The organism is Treponema sp. (genome assembly GCF_045641405.1).
Classification (GTDB): domain Bacteria; phylum Spirochaetota; class Spirochaetia; order Treponematales; family Treponemataceae; genus Treponema_D.
Window position 1 is genome coordinate 83,128 of the sequence record NZ_JAZUGX010000063.1, and the last position, 19,972, is coordinate 103,099.

17 protein-coding genes are annotated in these 19,972 nt (G+C 42.8%); 4 read left to right on the plus strand and 13 right to left on the minus strand.

All coding sequences use genetic code 11. The annotated features are described in order from the left end of the window. Positions 1-66 precede the first annotated feature (66 nt). The 3 genes from dnaE (at position 67) to ACKI39_RS10030 (ending at position 6,897) form a co-directional block, all read left to right on the plus strand. Positions 67-3,804, plus strand: coding sequence for a DNA polymerase III subunit alpha (dnaE, locus tag ACKI39_RS10020; protein ID WP_407400113.1), 3,738 nt, complete (start codon positions 67-69; stop codon positions 3,802-3,804). Between the two features lie 318 nt (positions 3,805-4,122). After that, the gene (locus tag ACKI39_RS10025) at positions 4,123-4,722 is read left to right on the plus strand and encodes a YggT family protein (protein ID WP_407400115.1); all 600 of its coding nucleotides are present in this window, start codon (positions 4,123-4,125) and stop codon (positions 4,720-4,722) included. Between the two features lie 3 nt (positions 4,723-4,725). Next, positions 4,726-6,897: an ATP-dependent DNA helicase RecG gene (locus ACKI39_RS10030; RefSeq protein WP_407400117.1), complete on the plus strand. Its 2,172-nt coding sequence runs from the start codon at positions 4,726-4,728 to the stop codon at positions 6,895-6,897. Here ACKI39_RS10030 and ACKI39_RS10035 read toward each other — a convergent pair. The 7 genes from ACKI39_RS10035 to ACKI39_RS10065 all read right to left on the minus strand — a co-directional run bounded on the left by ACKI39_RS10035 (position 6,860) and on the right by ACKI39_RS10065 (position 15,056). Continuing rightward, complete coding sequence (locus tag ACKI39_RS10035) at positions 6,860-7,714, minus strand: sigma-70 family RNA polymerase sigma factor (protein WP_407400119.1); 855 nt, start codon at positions 7,712-7,714, stop codon at positions 6,860-6,862. The genes ACKI39_RS10030 and ACKI39_RS10035 overlap by 38 nt on opposite strands. Positions 7,715-7,929: 215 nt before the next feature. Beyond that, positions 7,930-8,202: a co-chaperone GroES gene (locus ACKI39_RS10040; protein WP_407400121.1), complete on the minus strand. Its 273-nt coding sequence runs from the start codon at positions 8,200-8,202 to the stop codon at positions 7,930-7,932. Between the two features lie 82 nt (positions 8,203-8,284). Continuing rightward, entirely contained in the window at positions 8,285-10,129 is a 1,845-nt protein-coding gene (locus ACKI39_RS10045; RefSeq protein ID WP_407400123.1) for a hypothetical protein, read from the minus strand. Between the two features lie 41 nt (positions 10,130-10,170). Beyond that, entirely contained in the window at positions 10,171-10,644 is a 474-nt protein-coding gene (gene nusB, locus ACKI39_RS10050) for a transcription antitermination factor NusB (RefSeq protein ID WP_407400125.1), read from the minus strand. 15 nt (positions 10,645-10,659) lie between these two features. Continuing rightward, a complete protein-coding gene (locus ACKI39_RS10055; RefSeq protein WP_407400127.1) occupies positions 10,660-11,739 on the minus strand; it encodes an MOSP complex formation periplasmic protein, TDE1658 family in 1,080 nt (359 codons plus the stop codon). A 61-nt stretch (positions 11,740-11,800) separates the two neighbouring features. Next, entirely contained in the window at positions 11,801-13,618 is a 1,818-nt protein-coding gene (locus ACKI39_RS10060) for an alanine--tRNA ligase (RefSeq protein ID WP_407400129.1), read from the minus strand. A gap of 244 nt (positions 13,619-13,862) precedes the next feature. Beyond that, complete coding sequence (locus ACKI39_RS10065) at positions 13,863-15,056, minus strand: AzlC family ABC transporter permease (protein ID WP_407400131.1); 1,194 nt, start codon at positions 15,054-15,056, stop codon at positions 13,863-13,865. A 116-nt stretch (positions 15,057-15,172) separates the two neighbouring features. On the opposite strand from ACKI39_RS10065, the gene rpsD reads away from it, so the two are divergent. Then, entirely contained in the window at positions 15,173-15,766 is a 594-nt protein-coding gene (gene rpsD, locus ACKI39_RS10070) for a 30S ribosomal protein S4 (RefSeq protein WP_407400133.1), read from the plus strand. Between the two features lie 230 nt (positions 15,767-15,996). Here rpsD and ACKI39_RS10075 read toward each other — a convergent pair whose 3' ends face one another. The 6 genes from ACKI39_RS10075 to hprK all read right to left on the minus strand — a co-directional run bounded on the left by ACKI39_RS10075 (position 15,997) and on the right by hprK (position 19,870). Next, positions 15,997-16,314, minus strand: coding sequence for a hypothetical protein (locus ACKI39_RS10075; protein ID WP_407400135.1), 318 nt, complete (start codon positions 16,312-16,314; stop codon positions 15,997-15,999). Next, positions 16,314-16,811 carry a pyridoxamine 5'-phosphate oxidase family protein gene (locus ACKI39_RS10080; RefSeq protein ID WP_407400137.1) on the minus strand — a complete coding sequence of 166 codons (498 nt, stop codon included), beginning with the start codon at positions 16,809-16,811 and terminating at the stop codon, positions 16,314-16,316. The genes ACKI39_RS10075 and ACKI39_RS10080 overlap by 1 nt, the downstream gene beginning before the upstream one ends. Positions 16,812-16,919: 108 nt before the next feature. Then, complete coding sequence (gene holA / locus ACKI39_RS10085; RefSeq protein ID WP_407400139.1) at positions 16,920-17,960, minus strand: DNA polymerase III subunit delta; 1,041 nt, start codon at positions 17,958-17,960, stop codon at positions 16,920-16,922. Continuing rightward, positions 17,944-18,555 (minus strand): transcriptional repressor LexA, encoded by a 612-nt coding sequence (lexA, locus tag ACKI39_RS10090; RefSeq protein ID WP_407400141.1) that lies wholly within the window; start codon positions 18,553-18,555, stop codon positions 17,944-17,946. Before lexA ends, holA begins: the two co-directional genes overlap by 17 nt. Beyond that, positions 18,556-18,822 (minus strand): HPr family phosphocarrier protein, encoded by a 267-nt coding sequence (locus tag ACKI39_RS10095; protein WP_407400143.1) that lies wholly within the window; start codon positions 18,820-18,822, stop codon positions 18,556-18,558. It abuts the gene before it with no gap. 58 nt (positions 18,823-18,880) lie between these two features. After that, complete coding sequence (hprK, locus tag ACKI39_RS10100) at positions 18,881-19,870, minus strand: HPr(Ser) kinase/phosphatase (RefSeq protein WP_407400145.1); 990 nt, start codon at positions 19,868-19,870, stop codon at positions 18,881-18,883. Positions 19,871-19,972 lie beyond the last annotated feature (102 nt).

Here is a 19,972-nt window from a genome sequence, read left to right on the forward strand (position 1 = left end):
AATAACCTCTAATAAAATGTTTGCATCATAATAGCACAATCTTAAAAAACATTCTATATTATTATCATGGCAGACTATCATGTATTCGATCCCGCACCAGAGGGAACACCACCAAGCAATTTCGTCCATCTCCACGTACACTCAGACTATTCACTTCTTGATGGATGTTCAAAGATAGATGAGCTTGTAGCAAAGGCTAAATCAATGAACATGAGCGCCCTGGCACTTACAGACCACGGAAACATGTTCGGCGCACTCAACTTTGAAAAACTTTGCCACGTAAATGGAATCAATCCTATCGTTGGGGAAGAATTCTACGTTGCATACGGAAGCCATAAAGAACAGAACGTAATTCCTTACGGAAGAAACGGCAAGCATGGAAAGTACTTCCATTTAATACTCCTTTGCAAAAATCAGACTGGCTACAAGAACATGAGCTGGCTTTCTTCCATTGCTTTCACAGAAGGAATGTACTTTAAGCCCCGCATCGACTTTGAGCTGCTTGAAAAATACCACGAAGGGCTCATTTGCTGTTCAGCCTGCATTCAGGGAGAAATACCGCAGCTTTTGATGAACGGCCTTGATGAAGAAGCATATGCCGTAGCCACAAAATACCGCGACCTTTTTGGAAAGGACAACTATTACATTGAAATACAGAACCACGGTCTTGCAGACCAGATTGAAGTTGCACCAAAACTCATAAAGCTTGCCCGAGACCTTGGAATCGGACTTGTACTTACAAACGACGTCCATTACACAAACAAGGAAGATGCAGAAGCACAGAATGCACTTGTTGCCATCGGACATAAAAAACTTCTGAAGGACACACCTCCAATGGGTGGACCTGAATGGTACCTTAAGTCTGAATCAGAAATGAAAAAAGTTCTCAACGGCATTCAAGGTGTAGACGAAGGCGTAATAAAGGAAGCCATGGAAAACACCATGAAAATCGCTTCCATGTGCGACCTTACGATCCATCAGTATTCAACTCCAGAACTAAAGGGAACACTCCCCCGCTTTGAGCTTCCAAAAGAATTCCAGAAGCACGAGGACTATACCCAGAACCAGGACGACTACATGCGTCACATTGTCGAGGAAGGTCTTCGAAAGCGCTATCCTGAAATCACAAAAGAAATCCGCATGAGGTGCGAATACGAACTCGGCATCATTTTCGGCATGGGATTTTCAGGCTACTTCCTCATCGTCTGGGAATTCATCAACTGGTCAAAATCCCTTTACGACAACATTCACGACAAGCCAAAGCACTATATTCCAATTGGACCTGGTCGTGGTTCCGGTGCAGGTTCACTGGTTGCATACTCCATGGGCATCACGGACATCGATCCATTCCGCTTCAAGCTTATTTTTGAACGATTCCTTAATCCAGAACGCGTTTCCATGCCGGACTTTGATATCGACATGGATTTCGACTTTAGACAGGAAATCATTCAGCATACCCGCGACCTTTACGGAGACAGTCAGGTAGGACACATCGTCACATTCGGTACCCTCAAGCCAAAGAATGTCATTGCAGATGTCGGACGAATTCTTGACATTCCTCTGTCGGATGTAAACATGCTCAAGAAATGTGTGCCTGACAGTCCTAAGGCAAAGCTCAAGAACTGCTTTGAAGAACCAACAGAAAAGTTTCCAGACGGCGGACAGCTCATTCCATACAAGGATGATCCTAAATTTACAAAGCTTTTCCAGCTTGCAATGAAACTTGAAGGCTGTATCAGAAACACAGGTCTCCATGCTTCTGGTATGGTCATCGGTCTTACGGCACTTCCCGACTGGGCTCCTGTTTTTGCCATCACCGATGCCGACGGAAAAATGAAGACAGCCGTTCAGTACACCATGGACATCATCGAACCTTGCGGTCTCGTTAAATTCGACTACCTTGGTTTAAAGACACTTTCTCTCATCCGCTATACGGAAGACATCATAAACAGCCACCTTCCTGAAGGCGCAAAGCCAATCAACACAAGGGAAATTCCTGACGACGACAAGGAAACCTTTGAAATGTTTGCCCGCGGAGAGACAGTCGCCATCTTCCAGTTTGAATCCCCAGGAATGCAGAAATGGATGAAGGCCCTTCAGCCAAACTGTCTTGACGACCTCGTAGCCATGAACGCCCTTTATCGTCCGGGACCTATGGCATACATTCCAAACTTCGTTGAAGGTAAAAAAGACCCTGCCAAGATCAACTACCCTGACCCATGCCTTGAAGGAATTCTTAAGGAAACCTACGGTATCATGGTTTACCAGGAACAGGTTATGCAGGTTTCCCAGAAGATTGCAGGATTCTCCCTTGGTGGTGCCGACATGCTTCGCCGTGCCATGGGTAAAAAGAAGCCTGAAGTTCTTATGGGCAAGAAAAAGGAATTCGTAGAAGGTGCCCTCAAGGAAGGCTTTACCACGGAACATGCGGAAGATATTTTTGAAATCATGGTTCCATTCGCGGGCTACGGTTTCAACAAGTCTCATGCCGCAGCCTACACAGTCCTTGCTTACCGCACAGGATGGCTCAAGTGCCACTACCCTGCAGAGTTCATGGCAGCCAACCTTACAAATGAAATAACAACGACTGATGGACTTCCTTTCTATATAGAAGAAGCAAGAAAAATGGGAGTCCCTGTAGATGCTCCTGATGTAAACCGTTCCGACATAAACTTTGACGTTGTTGACGGAAGAATCGTCTTTGGACTCCGTGGAATCAAGGGAATGGGAACCGGTGCAGCCGCAGCCATCGTTAAGGAACGAAGGGACAACGGACAGTTTACTTCCTTCATCGACTTCCTTGAAAGATGTCTTAAGCTCCGTGATACTGGAACAGATGAAGAGACAGGCGAAAAAAGAGCACCTAAGCAACTGGTTAATAAAAAGGCTATTGAAGTCCTTATCCAGACTGGAGGCTTTGACAAGCTAGACCAGAACCGAGCAACGCTCCTCAAGAATTACGAAGCTGCCATTTCATATGTAGAAAAAAAACTTGCAGAGGCATCATTTGGGCAGGCCAGTCTGTTTGAGAATACTGGCATCAAGGAATTCGCCGATTTCAAATATGAAACAGTAGACGAGATGCCTAAAATGGCTCTGCTAAACATGGAAAAAGAACTTATCGGTTGCTTCGTTTCAGGACATCCTCTTGATGATTGGAGGACTGTAATTGAGCGATGTGCAACCGTAAACAGCCAGAACATTGAACGCTGCGGTAGGATCGCCCTGGCAGAAAAAGCAGCACAGGAAGCTAGCGGAGCAAACAGATGGGCAAGAAATACAGGAACAACATACACAGCAATCGGTATGCTCACTGACATCAGGCAGATAATGACAAAAAAAGGGTCCCAGATGGCTTTTGCAAAGCTCAACGATCTGAACGGTTCCATAGATATAACCTTCTTTCCAAAAACATGGGAACAGCTTAAGGACAAGATCCAGAATGAGGGCGTATATGCATTCAAGGGAAAAGCAGACATGGGAACACCTGCAGAACCAAGGGAAAGCGCAAGCATTCTCATTGACTCCATGGAAGACATAAATACCCTCCAGGAAAAATCTATTTCCGAAGTCCACATTCAGCTTGAGCCTGGATTTGCCAACGTGAAGGATATCTCAACACTTAAGGACATCATCTTTGGCGAACAGGGAACGGGCAACTGCATAGTGTATTTTCACCTGGACAATATCAACGGAAGGAATTACATCGTCAAGGCAAACGGCCAGCTTAACGTTTCCCACAGGGAAGAATTCCTTGCACAGCTGAAGGATTTGCCGAATGTAGTTGATGTTTGGACAAACTGAACTACGGCGAAAGCGTTTGTTTTGTAGTTATCTTTACCTGTGTAACTTTCGCCGCACGAATTGCTGATGGCAATTCGTGTATGGGCGGGCTACTTTTCTTAGGAAAGCGTTTGTCTTGTAGTTATCTTTACCTGTGTAACTTTCGTCGCACGAATTTCTGAAGGCTATTCGTGTATGGGCGGGTAACTTTCCTTAGGAAAGCGTTTGTTTTGAAGTTATCTTTACCTGTGTAACTTTCGTCGCACGAATTGCTGATGGCAATTCGTGTATGGGCGGAACAAACTTGTTTTATGGGGTTATTTTGGGTATATTTTAAATATGATGTATACACTTTTTAGAATCGCAGCTTCTCTTTTTACTATCTATTCTATTTTTTGTTTTTTCAGGATCATCCTTACTTGGATTCCAGAGCTTTCCTATTCAAAGGCAGCTCAGTTTCTTTCAGGAATCTGTGATCCATACATGAACTGCTTTAGGGGAATCAGATGGCTTAGGATGGGCAGTTTTGATTTTTCACCTGCACTTGCATTATGTATCCTTGGTGCGCTTTCATCACTTTTCAGAATGCTTGCAAACGGCGGGAAAATTTCAGTTGGTATGATTCTTGCAATGGGAACACAGATTTTCTTTTCCATTCTTTCATCCCTCATAACCTTTGTGATCATTGTATTCATCGTTCGACTCATCGTCATTCTGATCAACAGAAACAGCTACAGTTCAAGCAGCTTCATGCTCAACCAGATCGACAGTTCAATATCACCTCTTGTATACAGAATCGCAAGAACATTCACCTTAGGAAAAACTCTTACATACAAATCTGCACTGATCATTTCAATACTTTCACTTTTTGTCGTTCAGATTGTCTTAGGATACGTCGCACGTTTAATCACAGAACTTTTCGCAGGGCTTCCACTATAAAGAATGCTTCTCCACGAACTTAACGGAACTGTAGAATCTCTTGCAGGCGTAGGTCCTGCCACGGCAAAGCAGTTTGCAAGACTGAACATTTTCACCGTGGCGGATCTTCTTTCCATTTATCCCCGCGACTACGATGACCTAACAAAAAAAGTATCCCTCGCTGATTTCTCCAAGAATTCAAAGGTTCATACAATTTGCAAGGTGACTGCCCATACATGGTTCGGCTACGGCAAGATGAAGACCCTAAAAATAGCCATCACCGACGGAACAGCAAATGCTTGGCTTGTAGCTTTCAACAGAAGTTTTCTCGAAAAATCACTTCCAGTAGGAAGCGTCATTTCCGTCACAGGAAGATTCGAAATCAAATACAACGAGCTGCAATCCTCTGTTTTTGAAGCAACTCGACTAGCGTACGAAGGTGACCTTACGGAATATCTTTCTTCTCCGATTCCTGACAGCGCAGTCAAACCAGTATATCCTCTTACGGAAGGATTGAGCCAGAAAAGCTACAGAAAAACTGTAGCAGCCGCACTTAAAGCATATGGAAAGGCTGTGTCCAATGAACTTCCTGATGAAATATTAAGGGAAAGAAAACTTTTACCTAAACACCAGGCCCTTATTCAGGTACATATGCCTGAAAACCTTCAGCAGGTGGAGGACGCACGAAGGACGCTCATATACGAAGAACTCTATCAGTTTGAATACAAGATGGCATTGCGTGCCTACCAGCACAGAGGAATGCTGCCGACCGATGAACAGAAAGAAGAACACAAAGAGACTTCAAAGGAAGAATTCATAAGGTCATTGTCTCCAAGACAAAAACAACTTATGGACCGTCTTACATTTGAGCTTACCTCCGACCAGATGCAGGCAATCCTCGAAATAAATGCCGACATAGATAGAAGTCAGGAAGAATTCAACACCATGCTCAATGGCCACCTTTCAAACGAAAATGCACCAAATGATAGACCACCTTTCAGCATGCAGCGTCTTCTTCAAGGAGATGTAGGTTCTGGTAAAACCCTCGTTTCCTTCTTTGCCTGCCTCAGGACAATCGACTACGGCGGACAGTGTGCCATACTGGCTCCGACAGAATTGCTTGCCCGACAGCACGCAGAAAATGCAGCTAAACTTCTTGAGCCTGTAAACGTAAAGGCGGCATTCCTAACGGGAAACCTTAAAAGTTCAGGACGAGGGAATCTTGTGAATGCCCTTCGCGAGGGTAAAATAGATCTTGTAATCGGCACCCATGCTCTATTCAGCCGCAACGTATCATACAGAAAACTTCAGCTTGCCATTATCGACGAACAGCACCGTTTTGGTGTGGCACAGAGGGAAAGCATAATTGATAAAGGTCGCATAACCTTTGGATCAAAGGCACATACTCCAGACGTCCTCATGATGAGTGCGACTCCGATTCCGCAGACCTTAGCCCTAACCGCTTTTGGAGATCTCGATATAAGCGTAATCAAGACAATGCCACAAGGAAGAAAACCAGTAAAGACTCTGCTCACGGTCATGGGCAACGAGCGGAACGTCTACGAGGCTGTCCGTAAAGAGCTGAAGGCAGGTCATCAGGCTTACTTTGTATATCCACGAATTGGAGAGGACTCTCAGGACGCCAGCGATGACAGATCCTTAAAATCAGCGGAAGAAATGTATGCATTTCTTTCCCAGCAAGTATACCCAGGCATAAGCTGCGCCTTGATACACGGAAAGGTTACTGAAGAAGAACAGAAAAAAATCCTTGAGGAATTCAGGGACGGTAAAATACAGATCCTCATAGCAACTACAGTTGTTGAAGTCGGTGTGGATGTAGGAAACGCTACTTGCATCGTAATTGAACACGCAGACCGATTCGGCCTTGCAGAACTTCACCAATTGCGTGGACGAGTTGGAAGATCAAGCCTTCAATCTTTCTGTTTCCTGATATATGGCAAAAACATTTCAGAGGAAGGAAAAGCAAGACTAAAGGCATTGCATGAAAGCACAGACGGATTCTACATTGCGGAACAGGATTTAAAACTAAGAGGTCCTGGGGAAATTTCAGGAACCTCACAGTCTGGTTATCTTTCACTTTCCATAGCTGACCTTGCGAGAGACAAGGAAATGCTTAAACTTGCACGATACGATGCCTTTATGCAACTACGTAATCGTGAAGGGAATTATTCTTAGCCACATATTCCCTAAGGGTGTCCACAGCCTTCTTTTCAATCTGGCGGACTCTCTCCCGTGAAAGATTAAGCTTCTCACCTACTTCTTTAAGAGTTCTCTCACCATATCCGTTAAGTCCATAGCGCATGGCGATTACCGTTGCTGATTTTTTATCCATTGCATAGAGAGCATCATTGATATCCTGCTTCATTGCCTGATCTATGGCATTTTCTTCTGGTGTCATGAATTCCGATTCAATTGTATCAAGAAGAGTTGTCTCAGAATCAACAGTCAAAGTCTTGTCCAATCTTGTCATATCACGGGAAATTTCAAGCATTTCACGAACATGATACTGAGTCATTCCAAGCATTGACGCAACTTCCTCAAGCTCCTCTACTTCAGACTTTCTTCCAAGCGGATTAAGCTCATGGCTTGCCTTTTTGATCTGACGAAGTTCCTGCTCTTTGTTGACAGGAAGACGGATTGCACGCCCCGTATCAAGAATAGCCTTAAGAATGCTCTGTCGGATCCACCAGACCGCATAGGAAATAAAGTGGTAGCCTTTAGAAACATCAAAATGATCCAGTGCTTTCATAAGACCAAGGTAACCTTCGCTGATAAGGTCTTCGAAATCAAGACCACGGTTACGATACCTTGCAGCCACTTTTATGACAAATCTCATGTTGGAAGTAAGGATGAGATCACGAGCTTTTTTATCACCAGCAAGAGCTTTTGTCGCAGCTTCTGTTTCCTGCTCTGGTGACAAGAGAGGATATCTCTTGACTTCATTGAGGTGCATCTTGACTACATCATCGTAATAAACTGAACTCTTTCTCATAACAATCCTCCCGTGCAATAGCATCGATCTGTCACTTATAATAAGCATATATCATGCCAACTTTATTCACAGGAACCCAAAAATCGAATTTATATGAAAAATAAGAAAAACAGAGCCGTAGAACCGTAAAAAACAAAAGGTCACCGTATCATAATGACACAGTGACCTTTTTCATCGCCTTAAATGAGTCAAAATGACCCATTCCTTCAACGAAACTATTCTACTATAGCAATAATGTCGCAGTTCTTGAGGATTAGGTACTCTTCTCCATCCGCCTTAATTGTAGTTCCTGCGTACTTGTCATAAAGAATCTTGTCTCCAGGCTTCACAGTAATCTTTTCTTTTTCTGTTCCTGGACCTACAGCAACGACTTCTGCCTGCTGTGTTTTTTCCTGTGCTGTATCAGGGATGATAAGTCCACCTGCTGTCTTTGTTTCTGCAGCTGCCTGCTTTACGAGAACTCTGTCTGCCAAAGGTTTGATAGTCATTTATTTCCTCCAAATAATCTTCTTTTATGTGATTATAAATCTACAAATTTTTTTAACTAAAGTCAAATTTTTCAAGATAAAATTACTTATCCGCCTTTATTTTCTTCTGTAAAAGGCGAGATCTGTTATGGGTGTTGTCTAGACTAAGTGCATATTTAAGGGATCTGGAAGCACTTCTTGAATCTCCAAGGTTCCAGTTTATTTCTGCTATCCTGTAAAGTATTTCAGCTTTTTCCTTTGCATTGTCTGTTCTTGAACTAGCAAGACTTAAAATATTCAAAGCTTCATCCAGGTTGTCGATGCTTGCATATACAACAGCAAGATTAACAAGGGAATTGGTAACACTCCTATTTCCAGAAGAAGTATTAAGGGCAGGAAGCCTCTGTCCATATCTGTCGGCTATAAAGCGATAAAGTTCCGCACCATGTGCAAAATCTGCATTCTTGCAGGCAAACCAAGCGGCAAATTCACATTCCCAAAGCTCCAGTTCTTCTGGATTCCTGAAAATGTCCATATCATATTTTCTGTGCATGTAACCGTCAAAGACACCTTCGGCTTCCTTGATCATCCTTTCTTCAATAAGGTATGCGGTACAATATCTTGCTATCTCAGAAGGATATCCATTCTCATTTTCACTGTTTTCAAGAAGAACCCAGATGTCGGAAACGGATTTTTTCAGACCATTTGCTTTCTTATATTCACAGTCAAGTCTATCCTTAAGGACAAGCAACGCAGGCACATCACCTTCTTCTCCAAGGGAAGCAATGTGGGTGTATACATCATCGACTTTTACTACAGGAATTTCATCACGGGCTTCCATTTCCCTCGTTCTTATCCCAGCAGCCCTAAGCTTCTTTGAAAGCTCATCTTCTTTAGGCCAATACAGCTGATCTACAGCAATCTGACCTTTACCAGCAATGCCTGGAACAAAGCCTGGGAATCTATCGGCAATGTAATCAAAACGGCGATATTCTTCAAGGACATCTCCTTTTCGTCTTGAATACATTGCACCGTTCATGCAGACAACAGGTGTAAGATACTTTTCATTGTCCATGCTGGAAAGCTTAAGCCTAAGCTCCTCACTGCGGTCTTCTTCGCCTTCAACATAACAGCAGTCTGTCTCTAGCGCAAGAATCTCCGCATAAAGACTTTCAGAATAGTCTCCTGTACCATCTAGGGCAGCAAGGCGTTCACTTGCTTCAAGGGAATCGAGACTCTGTGCATACAGTCCTGCGTCAAAGAATACGCTACCCCAAAAAAGACTGTCTTTAAAATTAGTTATCCTCTGAGGATACAACTCTGCCGCAGCCCCATACTCCCCCTTTCGCATAAGAACGGAAGCAGCATTATATAGCCATCTGTTGTTTTTAGATCCCTTGAAGGCACCTGTGTATATGGGAATAAATTTATCATCGCAGAAAATTTCTTTTATCTCGTCCCGTGTCTTCTCTGGCAAAAGTTTGCTTGCCTTCAACATTTTGCGGGATTTTTTCTTTGCAGGATTGAAAGCTTCATTTACAACTTCGCCATTTTCACTTATGGAAGTCAAAGCCTTTCTGAGAACACATTCAGAATACATTGAAGCATAGTTTGTTTTTTCGAGACAGACGCTTATCTTGAAGGCCTCTTCAATCCTTCCTTCACGGAGAAGAAAATTTACATATATTGCTGAAAGTTCAGGATTCTTAGGTAATTTCTTAAGTCCTTTGATCAAAACCTTCTCCGCAAGCTTCTTTTCTCCAAGAAGAACATAGCGCTTGTAGATTCCAAGTCGATCATAGGAACTGTAGGCTTTCTTTTCTAGTTTTTTCAATGCCTTCACAGCACTGTCAGTTGAATTCTGTGAAATGAAGGCATCGATGGCATCTAGACGGGAGGTAAAGGATGATCCTTCCGAATGAGAAGAGCATGATACAAAGCACAGCACAAATAGAGATGATATGACCGCTATGCACAGGCATCTTTTTCTCACGCTTTCTCTTCTTCCTTGCGGATTGTATCAAGAATTGCATTGATGAATTTGAAGGAATCGTCAGTACCGAAGTCCTTTGAAATTCCGATCGCTTCATCAATAACGATAGTAGGATTAAGATCCTTCTGGTAGAGGATTGCAAACACACTGATGCGGATTACTGCAAGAGTAACCTTGTTCAATCTGTTGAAATCCCATTTTCCAGAAAGATGAGCCTTGATTTTTTCATCAATCTCATCGATATGATTTATTGTTCCAGCAATGAGGAGACGGGCAAAATCGTACTCCTCTGCTTTTGTATCAGAACCTGCAGCTTCAGCTTCAAGTCCTTCCTTGAGTTCTTCTGGAACGATGTTATCAGATTCATTCTGAATCCATTCAAGCTTTAAAAGCTCTTCCAATGGCATCTTTCCCACATCATAGGAATACAATGCCTGAACTGCAAGGATACGGCCGTTTCTTCGAGACACTTACTATTCTCCTAATTACCAGTTAAGAAGCTTTGTCAAAGCGTCGCCTTTCTTCTTGCGGTCAACGTTTGCATCTGTATTAAGTTCCTTAGCCAGGTTCTGAGCAGCTGTTGTAAAATACTGCATCTGCTTCTGCTGAGAAAGGTTTCCCTTGATGTAATCATAGACAGTAACTGTTGTTTCAGGCTGAACTACATCGCTGAGTGAAAGGAGTTTTGCATCGTATTTCTTAAGGACAACATAGAACTGGAAATCTGTAGATGTTTCTGTCGATTCACTGATATATGCTTCCTTGCGAGAGAAAAGTTCACGGAGCTTATCCTCTGACCATCTCAAAGCCTGGGCCTGCTGTGAGGTCTTTGCGATAAGAAGTTCCCCAGCCTGATAGCTTTTTCCATTTTCTGGAGCATTCACGAATACTGTAGTCTTCTTTGGATCCTTGATGTACTGGTTTCTCATGTCTTCACAGAGGGCCTTAGCAGCCATGTCGTTGCTTCCCTTTGGAACCATTACAAGGAAAAGCTTCATCATTTCATCCCATCTGAAACTTGACTTGTTCATTTCATAGGCATTGCGGATTTCTTCGTCAGTTGCTGCAACAGCACGGATTTCCTCCTGCTTTTTCTGGGAAACATAGTTCTGTACAAGAAGCTGGCTCTTTAGATAAGCCTTGTATTCAGAAAGAGACATTCCACTCATCTCCTTGATGTATTCATCAAGGGTCTTACCGCTTGTTTCCTTAATGATGTTTTCAACTTCTGCTTCTGTAAGCTGTCTTCCTACCTGCTGGCTGAAAGTTGCAAGGAAAGCATTGTCAACCTGGCTGTCGGAAATGGCAACGCCGTCTTTTGCTGCTGCCTGACAAAGAAGCTTTTCATTGATCATGTTTTCAAGAAGTGTCTGCTTCTGCTCAACTGGGAAAGTCTCCATTCCGTACTGCTTCTGAACGAATGCAACTCTTGTCTTGAGCTGTTTGAGAGTGATTGTTTCTGATTTATTGTACTTGACTACAGCAAGTGGAGTCATGTCGCTCTGTGCGAAAACTGCAGCACAAGCAACCATTGATGCCAAGAATGTTGTAATAATCTTTTTCATAATAACCTCTTAGTATTTCAACATGTAATCCTATAAAAGGTTACATGTCTTAACCTTTTTTCTACTTATCCAGTGGAAGACCACCGCTGATTGTTGCACGGATACGGCGTACACCTGCAGAAGATGACTGTTCTTTTTCGATCTTGAAGTCACCGATCTGTGCTGTATGCTGAACATGTGGCCCACCGCAAACTTCCTTGCTGAACCACTTGTCCTTTGTTCCGATTGTATAGACCTTTACATCTTCACCGTACTTGTTTGAGAACAATGCGCGGGCACCTTCTTCCTTAGCCTTATCAAGAGGCATGATTTCCATTGTAACTGGAAGGTCTGCCTTGATCTGTTCATTAACGATGTCCTGAACCTGCTGGATTTCTTCCTTTGTCATTGGACGTTCGAAAGTAAAGTCGAATCTCATGCGCTCATTGTTGATGTTGGAACCCTTCTGAGCAACCTGTTCACCAAGAACGTTGATGAGGGCCTGCTGAAGAAGGTGAGTTGCAGTATGGTACTTTGTAGTAACGTCAGACTGTTCGGCAAGACCACCCTTTGCAGCTCCTGCATCAAGGGACTTTGAAGCTTCCTTGTGCTTGCGTTCAGCTTCCTTAAAGCCTTCAACATCAACTGTGAATCCGTTTTCTGACGCAAGCTCCATTGTAAGTTCAAGAGGGAATCCGAAAGTATCAAAGAGCTTGAATGCTGTCTTTCCGCTAACTTCCTTCTTTGGATTCTTCATAAGGTTAGGAATCATCTTCTGGAATTCCTTTTCACCGTTCTTGAGGGCATCACGGAACTTTGCTTCTTCCTGTGTAAGTTCGCTCTTAATCTTCTGTGCATTCTGTTCAAGTTCAGGGTATGCGCACTTGAAGTTTGCAATTACGGCTTCTGCAATTTCTGCAAGGAATGCCTGGTCGATGCCAAGTTTCATTCCTTCGCGAACTGCACGGCGAATAAGACGGCGGAGAACATAACCTGCTCCAATGTTTGACGGGCTTACACCCTTCTGATCACCGAGAATGAATACAGAAGAACGGCTGTGGTCTGCAATGATACGAACCGAGCGGTCCTTTGCTTCATCAGTTCCGTACTTGTAGTTTGCAAGCTTTTCAACAACAGCGATGATTGGCTGGAATACTTCTGTAAGATAAACTGAAGTCTTTCCCTGAAGAATACAGTTTGTTCTTTCAAGACCCATGCCTGTATCTACATTCTGCTTTGGAAGAGGAACGAGAGTCTTTTCATCCTTGCGTTCAAACTGCATGAAAACGTTGTTCCAGATTTCCATCCAGTTGGCACTGTCTGTTCCCTTGTTTGAACCCTGTGGTGGAAGTCCTTCTCCAACCCAGTAGAAAATTTCTGTATCTGGACCACAAGGACCTGTTGGACCTGCTGCCCACCAGTTGTCAGATGCAGGAAGATATGCAATCTTGTCTTCAGGCATACCAACTTCCTTCCAGTATGAAGCAGCTTCTTCATCACGAGGTGCATTTTCATCACCTGCGAAAACTGTTACAGAAATCTTTTTTGGATCCAATGCAAGCCAATCTTTGCTTGTAAGGAATTCATAAGAGAATGCAATTGATTCTTTCTTGAAATAGTCACCGAGGGACCAGTTTCCAAGCATTTCAAAACATGTAAGGTGGCTTGGATCCCCTACTTCGTCGATGTCACCAGTGCGAACACATTTCTGATAGTCTGTAAGGCGTGTTCCCGCAGGATGCTTTTCGCCCAGCAAATAAGGAACGAGAGGGTGCATACCTGCTGTTGTAAACAATACTGATGGATCATTTTCAGGAATAAGAGACTGTCCTGAAATCTCTGCATGATTCTTTGATTTAAAAAACTCAATGTACTTAGAGCGTAATTCATTAGCGGTCATAATCGCATATTATAGAAAAATCACTGAAAATGTTCAATAAATTTGATTATTGCCTGCAGCTATGAATTTAATAAAAATGCTCTCGCAGAGAACTGCACCAAGCCTGCTCAGGTGAATGCTACGCATTCAAATCGCAGTTTGGTACAAACCTCTGCTACGCATTTTCATGCTGTTTTGCATACCTTCATCTTCAAATCCGATTATTAGTTATTGTTTCTGCTGATTCTATAACATGCGATTGAAATTAGGTCCAGAGTCTGGATAGAAGCATGAAGAGGACGGTGCTGCCTATGATGCTTGCCATGCTGTTGCGGAAAATGACATGTATGATACCTACAGTCGCAACACAGACAAAATAAGGCACGCACAAAGCTGCGGAAGAATAATCAACATCCTTGAAACAATAGACTAGCAGTACCATCATAATGAGAGGCGGTGCATATTTTTCGATAAAGCGGATGAAAAGCGGAGGATTCTTTTTTGCAAACACTGCAAAAGGAAGAATCCTTGTCGCAAGGACAACAGCACCAGAGGCAAATACAGCAACAAGGGCAGCTGCCAAAGAAAGTCTGGAAGTTCCTTCGGAAAGCAAATTATGAGGTTTGCTGAAAAGCAGGAAAAGAACCGCAAAAATCACCATTGATGCCAGGGCTGCAAGTGCACCAGATTTAGACACTGTCTCTTTTTCTTCGGACGGAACGACATTTCCATTCTCTCCACGGCTGTTTCTGTAATAAGACTTTCCGCGCAAAAGGAAAAGCATGGTAAGACCAAAACATATCGACACCCAGATGATTCCAGACGAATCGAATCTGCCAGCCTTAAAAAGCCAGACCGTAAAACCGCAGATCAATGCACCCACAACAGGTCCCAGAACATCATGACGGGAAATAATCTGTTCAACGGCAAGAACCACAAACAATGCGGTAAGTGCAAAATCAACACCTGCAAGATACTGGGTCAAATTGTATGCCTCAAGGATTTTATAAGCTCCAGCACCGATGGTACACCCGATTACCCAATAGCTCTGGTCAAGGAAAGAAACCAGGTTGTAAAATTTTCCAGCATCGACTCCAGCTGGAACATCAACGGTAGTTACCAGTGCAAAAGTTTCATCAGTAATTGAATACATAAGATAAGGACGGCGGCGGATATGTTTTTTATACCTATCGATAAGAGAAAGGCCGTAAAAAATATGGCGGATGCTCAAGAGAAATTCCGCAAGCACGATTACCGAGAGGACTGTCCCCGTTGAAAAAAGTGCAATGGCAAAAAACTGTCCAGCACCAGTAAACATGGCAACACCCATAAGAGGTGAAAGCCACCATGGATAACCTGCATTTACGACGAGAAGACCAAAAGGAATTCCGATTGAAATGTAACCAAAGAAAACAGGCATTGTAACTTTCAAGGCGTGCAAAAGCATATTTTTATTCATGAAGCAAATTGTATTGAATTCATAGGCGAATTTCTATAAAATGTACGAACTATTATATCCCTCACCGCGGCAAAAATATGGTGAGAAAATCACCATGGTGAATAGGAGTTAATATTATGGCAACAAGAAGAAACCCACGTTTCAAGGAATGCAGAAGACTTGGTGTTAACGTATGTGGACATCCAAAGGCAATGAACAGAGCTAACGATCCAGCTTTCAAGAAGACAAAGAAGACTTCTGAATACGGAAAGCAGCTTTGTGAAAAGCAGAAGGTAAAGGCTTACTATGGTATCATGGAACGCCAGCTTCGCCGCTACTACGACATTGCTTCCCGCAAGGAAGGCAAGACAGGTGAAAACCTCATCGTAGGATTGGAAACACGTCTCGACAACCTCGTATACCGCATCGGATTCGCAAACTCAATCCGTATGGCACGCCAGCTTGTATCTCACGGTCACATCCGTGTTGATGGAAAGAAGGTAAACATTCCTTCACTCCAGGTAAAAGTTGGACAGGTAATTTCTCTCCGCGAAAAGTCAATGAAGAATGAACAGGTCAAGGCATCTTTCCTTAACGGAAACCGCCGTCCATTGGACTACATTGAAGTTACAGAAGAATCTTTCTCTGGTAAGCTTACAATGATGCCAAAGCGCGCAGAATGCCCTGTAGAAATCAACGAACAGCTTATCGTTGAATTCTACTCTAAGTAATTTTACTTCTGCCAGAAAAGGAAGGGACTGTCTTTTTGGACAGTCCCTTTTTTATTTGTCTAGGAATTCAAGTCATTCAAACTTGTAGATACTTTCTTCCGCCCAACTGGGTAAAGTCTGCAGAATAAATTTCACCATAATGCTGCAATCTAATGGATTTCAAATTTACAAATCAACAAGCGATCCGCAGAGCGTCGTATATTAAATCCTCCGCGCAAATCAAGGAACACTCATCCAGGAAAATTACCGAGACAATCAGAAAGCTCCTGGGTAAAATCATAGAGATTTTCATAATATCCTTTTACGATTTCCTGAGCGTAGTTTTCATAAACCTTAAGAGATTTTTCCTCAGATATGTGCACCAATTCTTCCATGGCCTCATCCATAAAACTGATCGGATAACCGTAGGTCTGCTTTAATATTTCTGCTATGAGTTTTTCAGGATGATTTAGGACTTCTTCATCTGAAAAAACATTCCTGACTGCTAGATATGATTTTTCATTATTTACATTTACATTAAAAAAAATTTTGATTTCTTCTTCCGTCATTATAAATCCGCCCCACCTGTCAAAGGATTAACTTTGCAGCTGATTGTTTTTGCAATTATTCTGAACATGGCACAGCGTTTCAAAGCTTCCTTGTTCCACGGAAATCTGCTGGCTTCTTCCCATCGTGAAAGGATTTTTTCCTGCATGACCTGTTCTTTTTCATCCTCTGGAATTTCTTCTACATCAGCAGTCCCCATTACGCATTCATACCGTGTTGTAATGTCATGACAATCATACAGATAATCAATTTTAATCTGATTATCCATTTCAAAGGAACATTTTAGATTCTTTTTAAGGAGCTCATACTTACGGCCTGCCATCGCACCATGAATATAAAAGCAAAGCTTATGATTTTCCATATCTGCTTCATAAGAAAAATTCAAAGGCACGATATATGGATAATCACCGTCAGACAATCCGATTCTAATAACTTCACACCGATCGATTATTTCCGTGATTACTTTAAAATCTGTAACTTCTCTATCTTTCCTTCTCATAAAGGCACCTCAAAATCAATGTATGGAATCTCACACAAGGAAATACATCCAAACAGACTGAATAACCGTTTCAGAAATCAACAGCTAAATTGCATACCGAAAGACATCTCAGATTTCCTGCTCATATTTTGCAGGGAAGAGTCCATTTTTAATCACGATTGAATAGATACACATCGCCATGATGTTTTCATCAAGCTCCGAAGTTTCACGAATGGACCCATCCGTACTTGCAAGAAGCGCAAGGATAGATGAAGTGGCACCTGCGTTCCAGACTTTAGCAGCCTTTGCATACTGTTCCTGCTTTTTCTTTCCTGAAAAACCAGCCGTCTTTAGCTGAACATCCGTTGGATGCGCTCCGTTTGCATGGATAGTATGCCATGTACGAAGCTGTCTGAAACAATATACAAGCCCCGCAATGAGCGCAATGAGATAACCAGACTTTGAGGCTGATTTTATTTTATCCAGAATTTCAATGGAAGTTTCAAAACGCTGCGATGAAGAACGAGACCCGTCTGCCATGGCATCAAAAAGGGTAAATGCATTTTCTTCGCGGTTATGGGAAAGTATCTTATCAACATCGTCACATGTAACTGTGTGTCCTTTTTCAAAACAAAAGAAGAACCTTGAACATTCTGACCTCAAGGAATCTGTATTGTTCTCAATCATATCGAGAATCTGCTCAACGGCGTCAGAGGTAACGGAAAATCCATTTTTACGGAAGTAGGATTCAACCCACTGAGACTTTCTGTTTTCAAACATTTCCCAGAAAATCTTCTTGTGGTCACTCGCACAGGCAGCCTCAAGTTTTTTATCTATTCCGTTTTCTTCAGAAATAAGAATGAGGGTATTGGCGCTGTCTGCAGTAGACTTTGCCCAGTTTACAAGAAGCTCGATATCATTTTTTGACTTTATTGTTTCAGCATTGCGCACAGTAATGAAAAGAGCAGGTTCAAAAAGAGTTGCATTCTGCAGCTGTGCCACAAGATACGAGACATCGACATCGGAAGCATAGTAGCGGTATTCGGATACATCTCCTAACCTTTTTCTTGTCTGCTCACGAATATTTGCAATAGCATCATTTTTTTCACCAGCCTCAGGGCCAGTGAAAACATAGTATTCCCTTGCTGCCATATCAGTATGTGCGAACAAGTCCTACCATGATACCTGCGATTTTGACATCAGTGGAATATATTGGCTGAAAGTCAGGATTTTCAGGCTGAAGACGGATCCTATCCTGTTCCTTATAGAACCTCTTGAGAGTGATGGCATTATCAACAACCGCAACGACTATCTGACCTTCTGCAGCTATTTCGGACTGTTCGATGATCGCAAGGTCTCCTTCAAGGATGCCAGCATTGATCATGCTTGCACCACGGACATTGAGCGCAAAATAAGTTTTGCCTGGCTTTACGAAAGGTTCTGCGATGGTCACATAACCGTCAAGATTTTCTTCCGAAAGAAGAGGCTTACCTGCGGCAATAGTACCAAGCTTTGGAACCTTAGTAACGAATACCCTTGGTTCCTGCACAGCATCACCCTTGATGACACGAAAGGAGCGGGAACGCTTCTGGCTCTGGGTAAGAGCCCCCTTCTTCTGGCAGGCAGCAATATGATCCTGGACTGCACGAAGGGAAATCTTAAAATGCTCACCAATCTCGCGTACTGTAGGAGGATATCCATTGTCATAGGAAAATCTCGTGATGAAATCAAGGACTTCCTGCTGACGAGCTGTCAAACCTTTCATTTATTCCTCCTCGAATTTTGATTCAAAGAGAGCAAAGATTGCTTCTGCAGCTTCCTTTTCGTCTGCACCTTCTGCCTTGAGAGTAATAGTTGTATTGTATCCAGCAGCCATGGTGATTACACCCATGATAGACTTTGCATTAACAGAAGCAGTTTCCTTTTCAAGAAGAATTTCTGAGGCAAACTTGTTTGCTGTCTGTGCAATGAGAGCTGCAGGTCTCGCATGAATTCCAGCACGGTTTCTAACTGTCAAAATTTTTTCGATCACAATGTCCTTCCTTTTTAGATCAACATATTTTATCTATACTTTATTTACACTTTTTATTTCAGTACAAATCTTCGCCGCCGTAATAGGCCTTCTGGGCTTCTCCAGATTCAATCCAGCGCAAAATGTTCTGATTGAATTCCCTTGCAGAATAGTAACCCATGGTCTTAAGACGCTCGTTCATTGCCGCAGCCTCGATAATGATAGGGAGATTGCGTCCTGGTTTGACAGGAATTTCAATCAGAGGAATCTTAACCCCAAGCATATCCATAAAGTGGGTTTCCGTTCCGATTCTATCGTAAACCTTAGTCTGATCCCAGGTTTCAAGCTTTATGACAATCTGAACTTCCTTCTGTTCACGGATGGCACCGACACCATAAAGCTGAGCGACATTGATGATGCCGAGACCACGGATTTCCATATGATGGCTGATAAGCTTGTTTGCACCTTGTCCGAGGATGGAGTTACCGTTTACACAACGAATCTCAACGATGTCATCGGCAACAAGACGATGACCGCGTTCAATAAGCTCAAGGGCTGTTTCACTCTTACCTACACCACTTTCTCCAGTAAGAAGAATACCGACACCATATACTTCGACAAAAACACCATGGAGGGTTTTGCTAGGCGCGAATATATTCGAGAGGACACGGATAATCCTCTGTGCAAATTCAGATGATCCAAGATCAGACTGAAGCACAGGTACTCCAGATGATTCCGCAAGGGAAAGAATGGTCTCCGAAGGCTGAAGGTTCTGGCAGAAAACTACGCACGGAATCTCATATGTAAAGAATTTCTTGATAGGATCCAGATTTTCCTCATTTTCCAGCTTCTGAAGATAGGCATACTCTCCACGACCGAAAAGCTGAACTCGTTCATGGGCAAAGGATTCATAGAACCCAGAAAGAGCAAGCCCAGGTCTGTTGACATCGGATGCTTTGATTGCACGGGAAAGACCACTGCGGCCTGCAAGACAGCGAATGTTGAGTGAGTTGTGTCCTTTTAAATCCATGTCCAGCAAATTGAGGACAGTAATGGTCTTATCCGACATATTTATACTATACAGTTATATCCGATTTAAAACAATAGACCTGTTTTATCATTTTTTTAAGACACTTCTCCTTTCATACCGAAAATAAATCTGCAGGAGTAG

What these genes read in the sequence shown, in the direction of transcription:
- ACKI39_RS10065 (WP_407400131.1), bottom strand. Translation starts at nt 15,056, where the DNA reads ATGAATAAAAATATGCTTTTGCACGCCTTGAAAGTTACAATGCCTGTT.
- ACKI39_RS10075 (WP_407400135.1), bottom strand. Translation starts at nt 16,314, where the DNA reads ATGACGGAAGAAGAAATCAAAATTTTTTTTAATGTAAATGTAAATAAT.
- ACKI39_RS10080 (WP_407400137.1), bottom strand. Translation starts at nt 16,811, where the DNA reads ATGAGAAGGAAAGATAGAGAAGTTACAGATTTTAAAGTAATCACGGAA.
- ACKI39_RS10035 (WP_407400119.1), bottom strand. Translation starts at nt 7,714, where the DNA reads ATGAGAAAGAGTTCAGTTTATTACGATGATGTAGTCAAGATGCACCTC.
- ACKI39_RS10060 (WP_407400129.1), bottom strand. Translation starts at nt 13,618, where the DNA reads ATGACCGCTAATGAATTACGCTCTAAGTACATTGAGTTTTTTAAATCA.
- ACKI39_RS10055 (WP_407400127.1), bottom strand. Translation starts at nt 11,739, where the DNA reads ATGAAAAAGATTATTACAACATTCTTGGCATCAATGGTTGCTTGTGCT.
- hprK (WP_407400145.1), bottom strand. Translation starts at nt 19,870, where the DNA reads ATGTCGGATAAGACCATTACTGTCCTCAATTTGCTGGACATGGATTTA.
- dnaE (WP_407400113.1), top strand. Translation starts at nt 67, where the DNA reads ATGGCAGACTATCATGTATTCGATCCCGCACCAGAGGGAACACCACCA.
- ACKI39_RS10030 (WP_407400117.1), top strand. Translation starts at nt 4,726, where the DNA reads ATGCTTCTCCACGAACTTAACGGAACTGTAGAATCTCTTGCAGGCGTA.
- rpsD (WP_407400133.1), top strand. Translation starts at nt 15,173, where the DNA reads ATGGCAACAAGAAGAAACCCACGTTTCAAGGAATGCAGAAGACTTGGT.
- ACKI39_RS10040 (WP_407400121.1), bottom strand. Translation starts at nt 8,202, where the DNA reads ATGACTATCAAACCTTTGGCAGACAGAGTTCTCGTAAAGCAGGCAGCT.
- lexA (WP_407400141.1), bottom strand. Translation starts at nt 18,555, where the DNA reads ATGAAAGGTTTGACAGCTCGTCAGCAGGAAGTCCTTGATTTCATCACG.
- ACKI39_RS10025 (WP_407400115.1), top strand. Translation starts at nt 4,123, where the DNA reads ATGATGTATACACTTTTTAGAATCGCAGCTTCTCTTTTTACTATCTAT.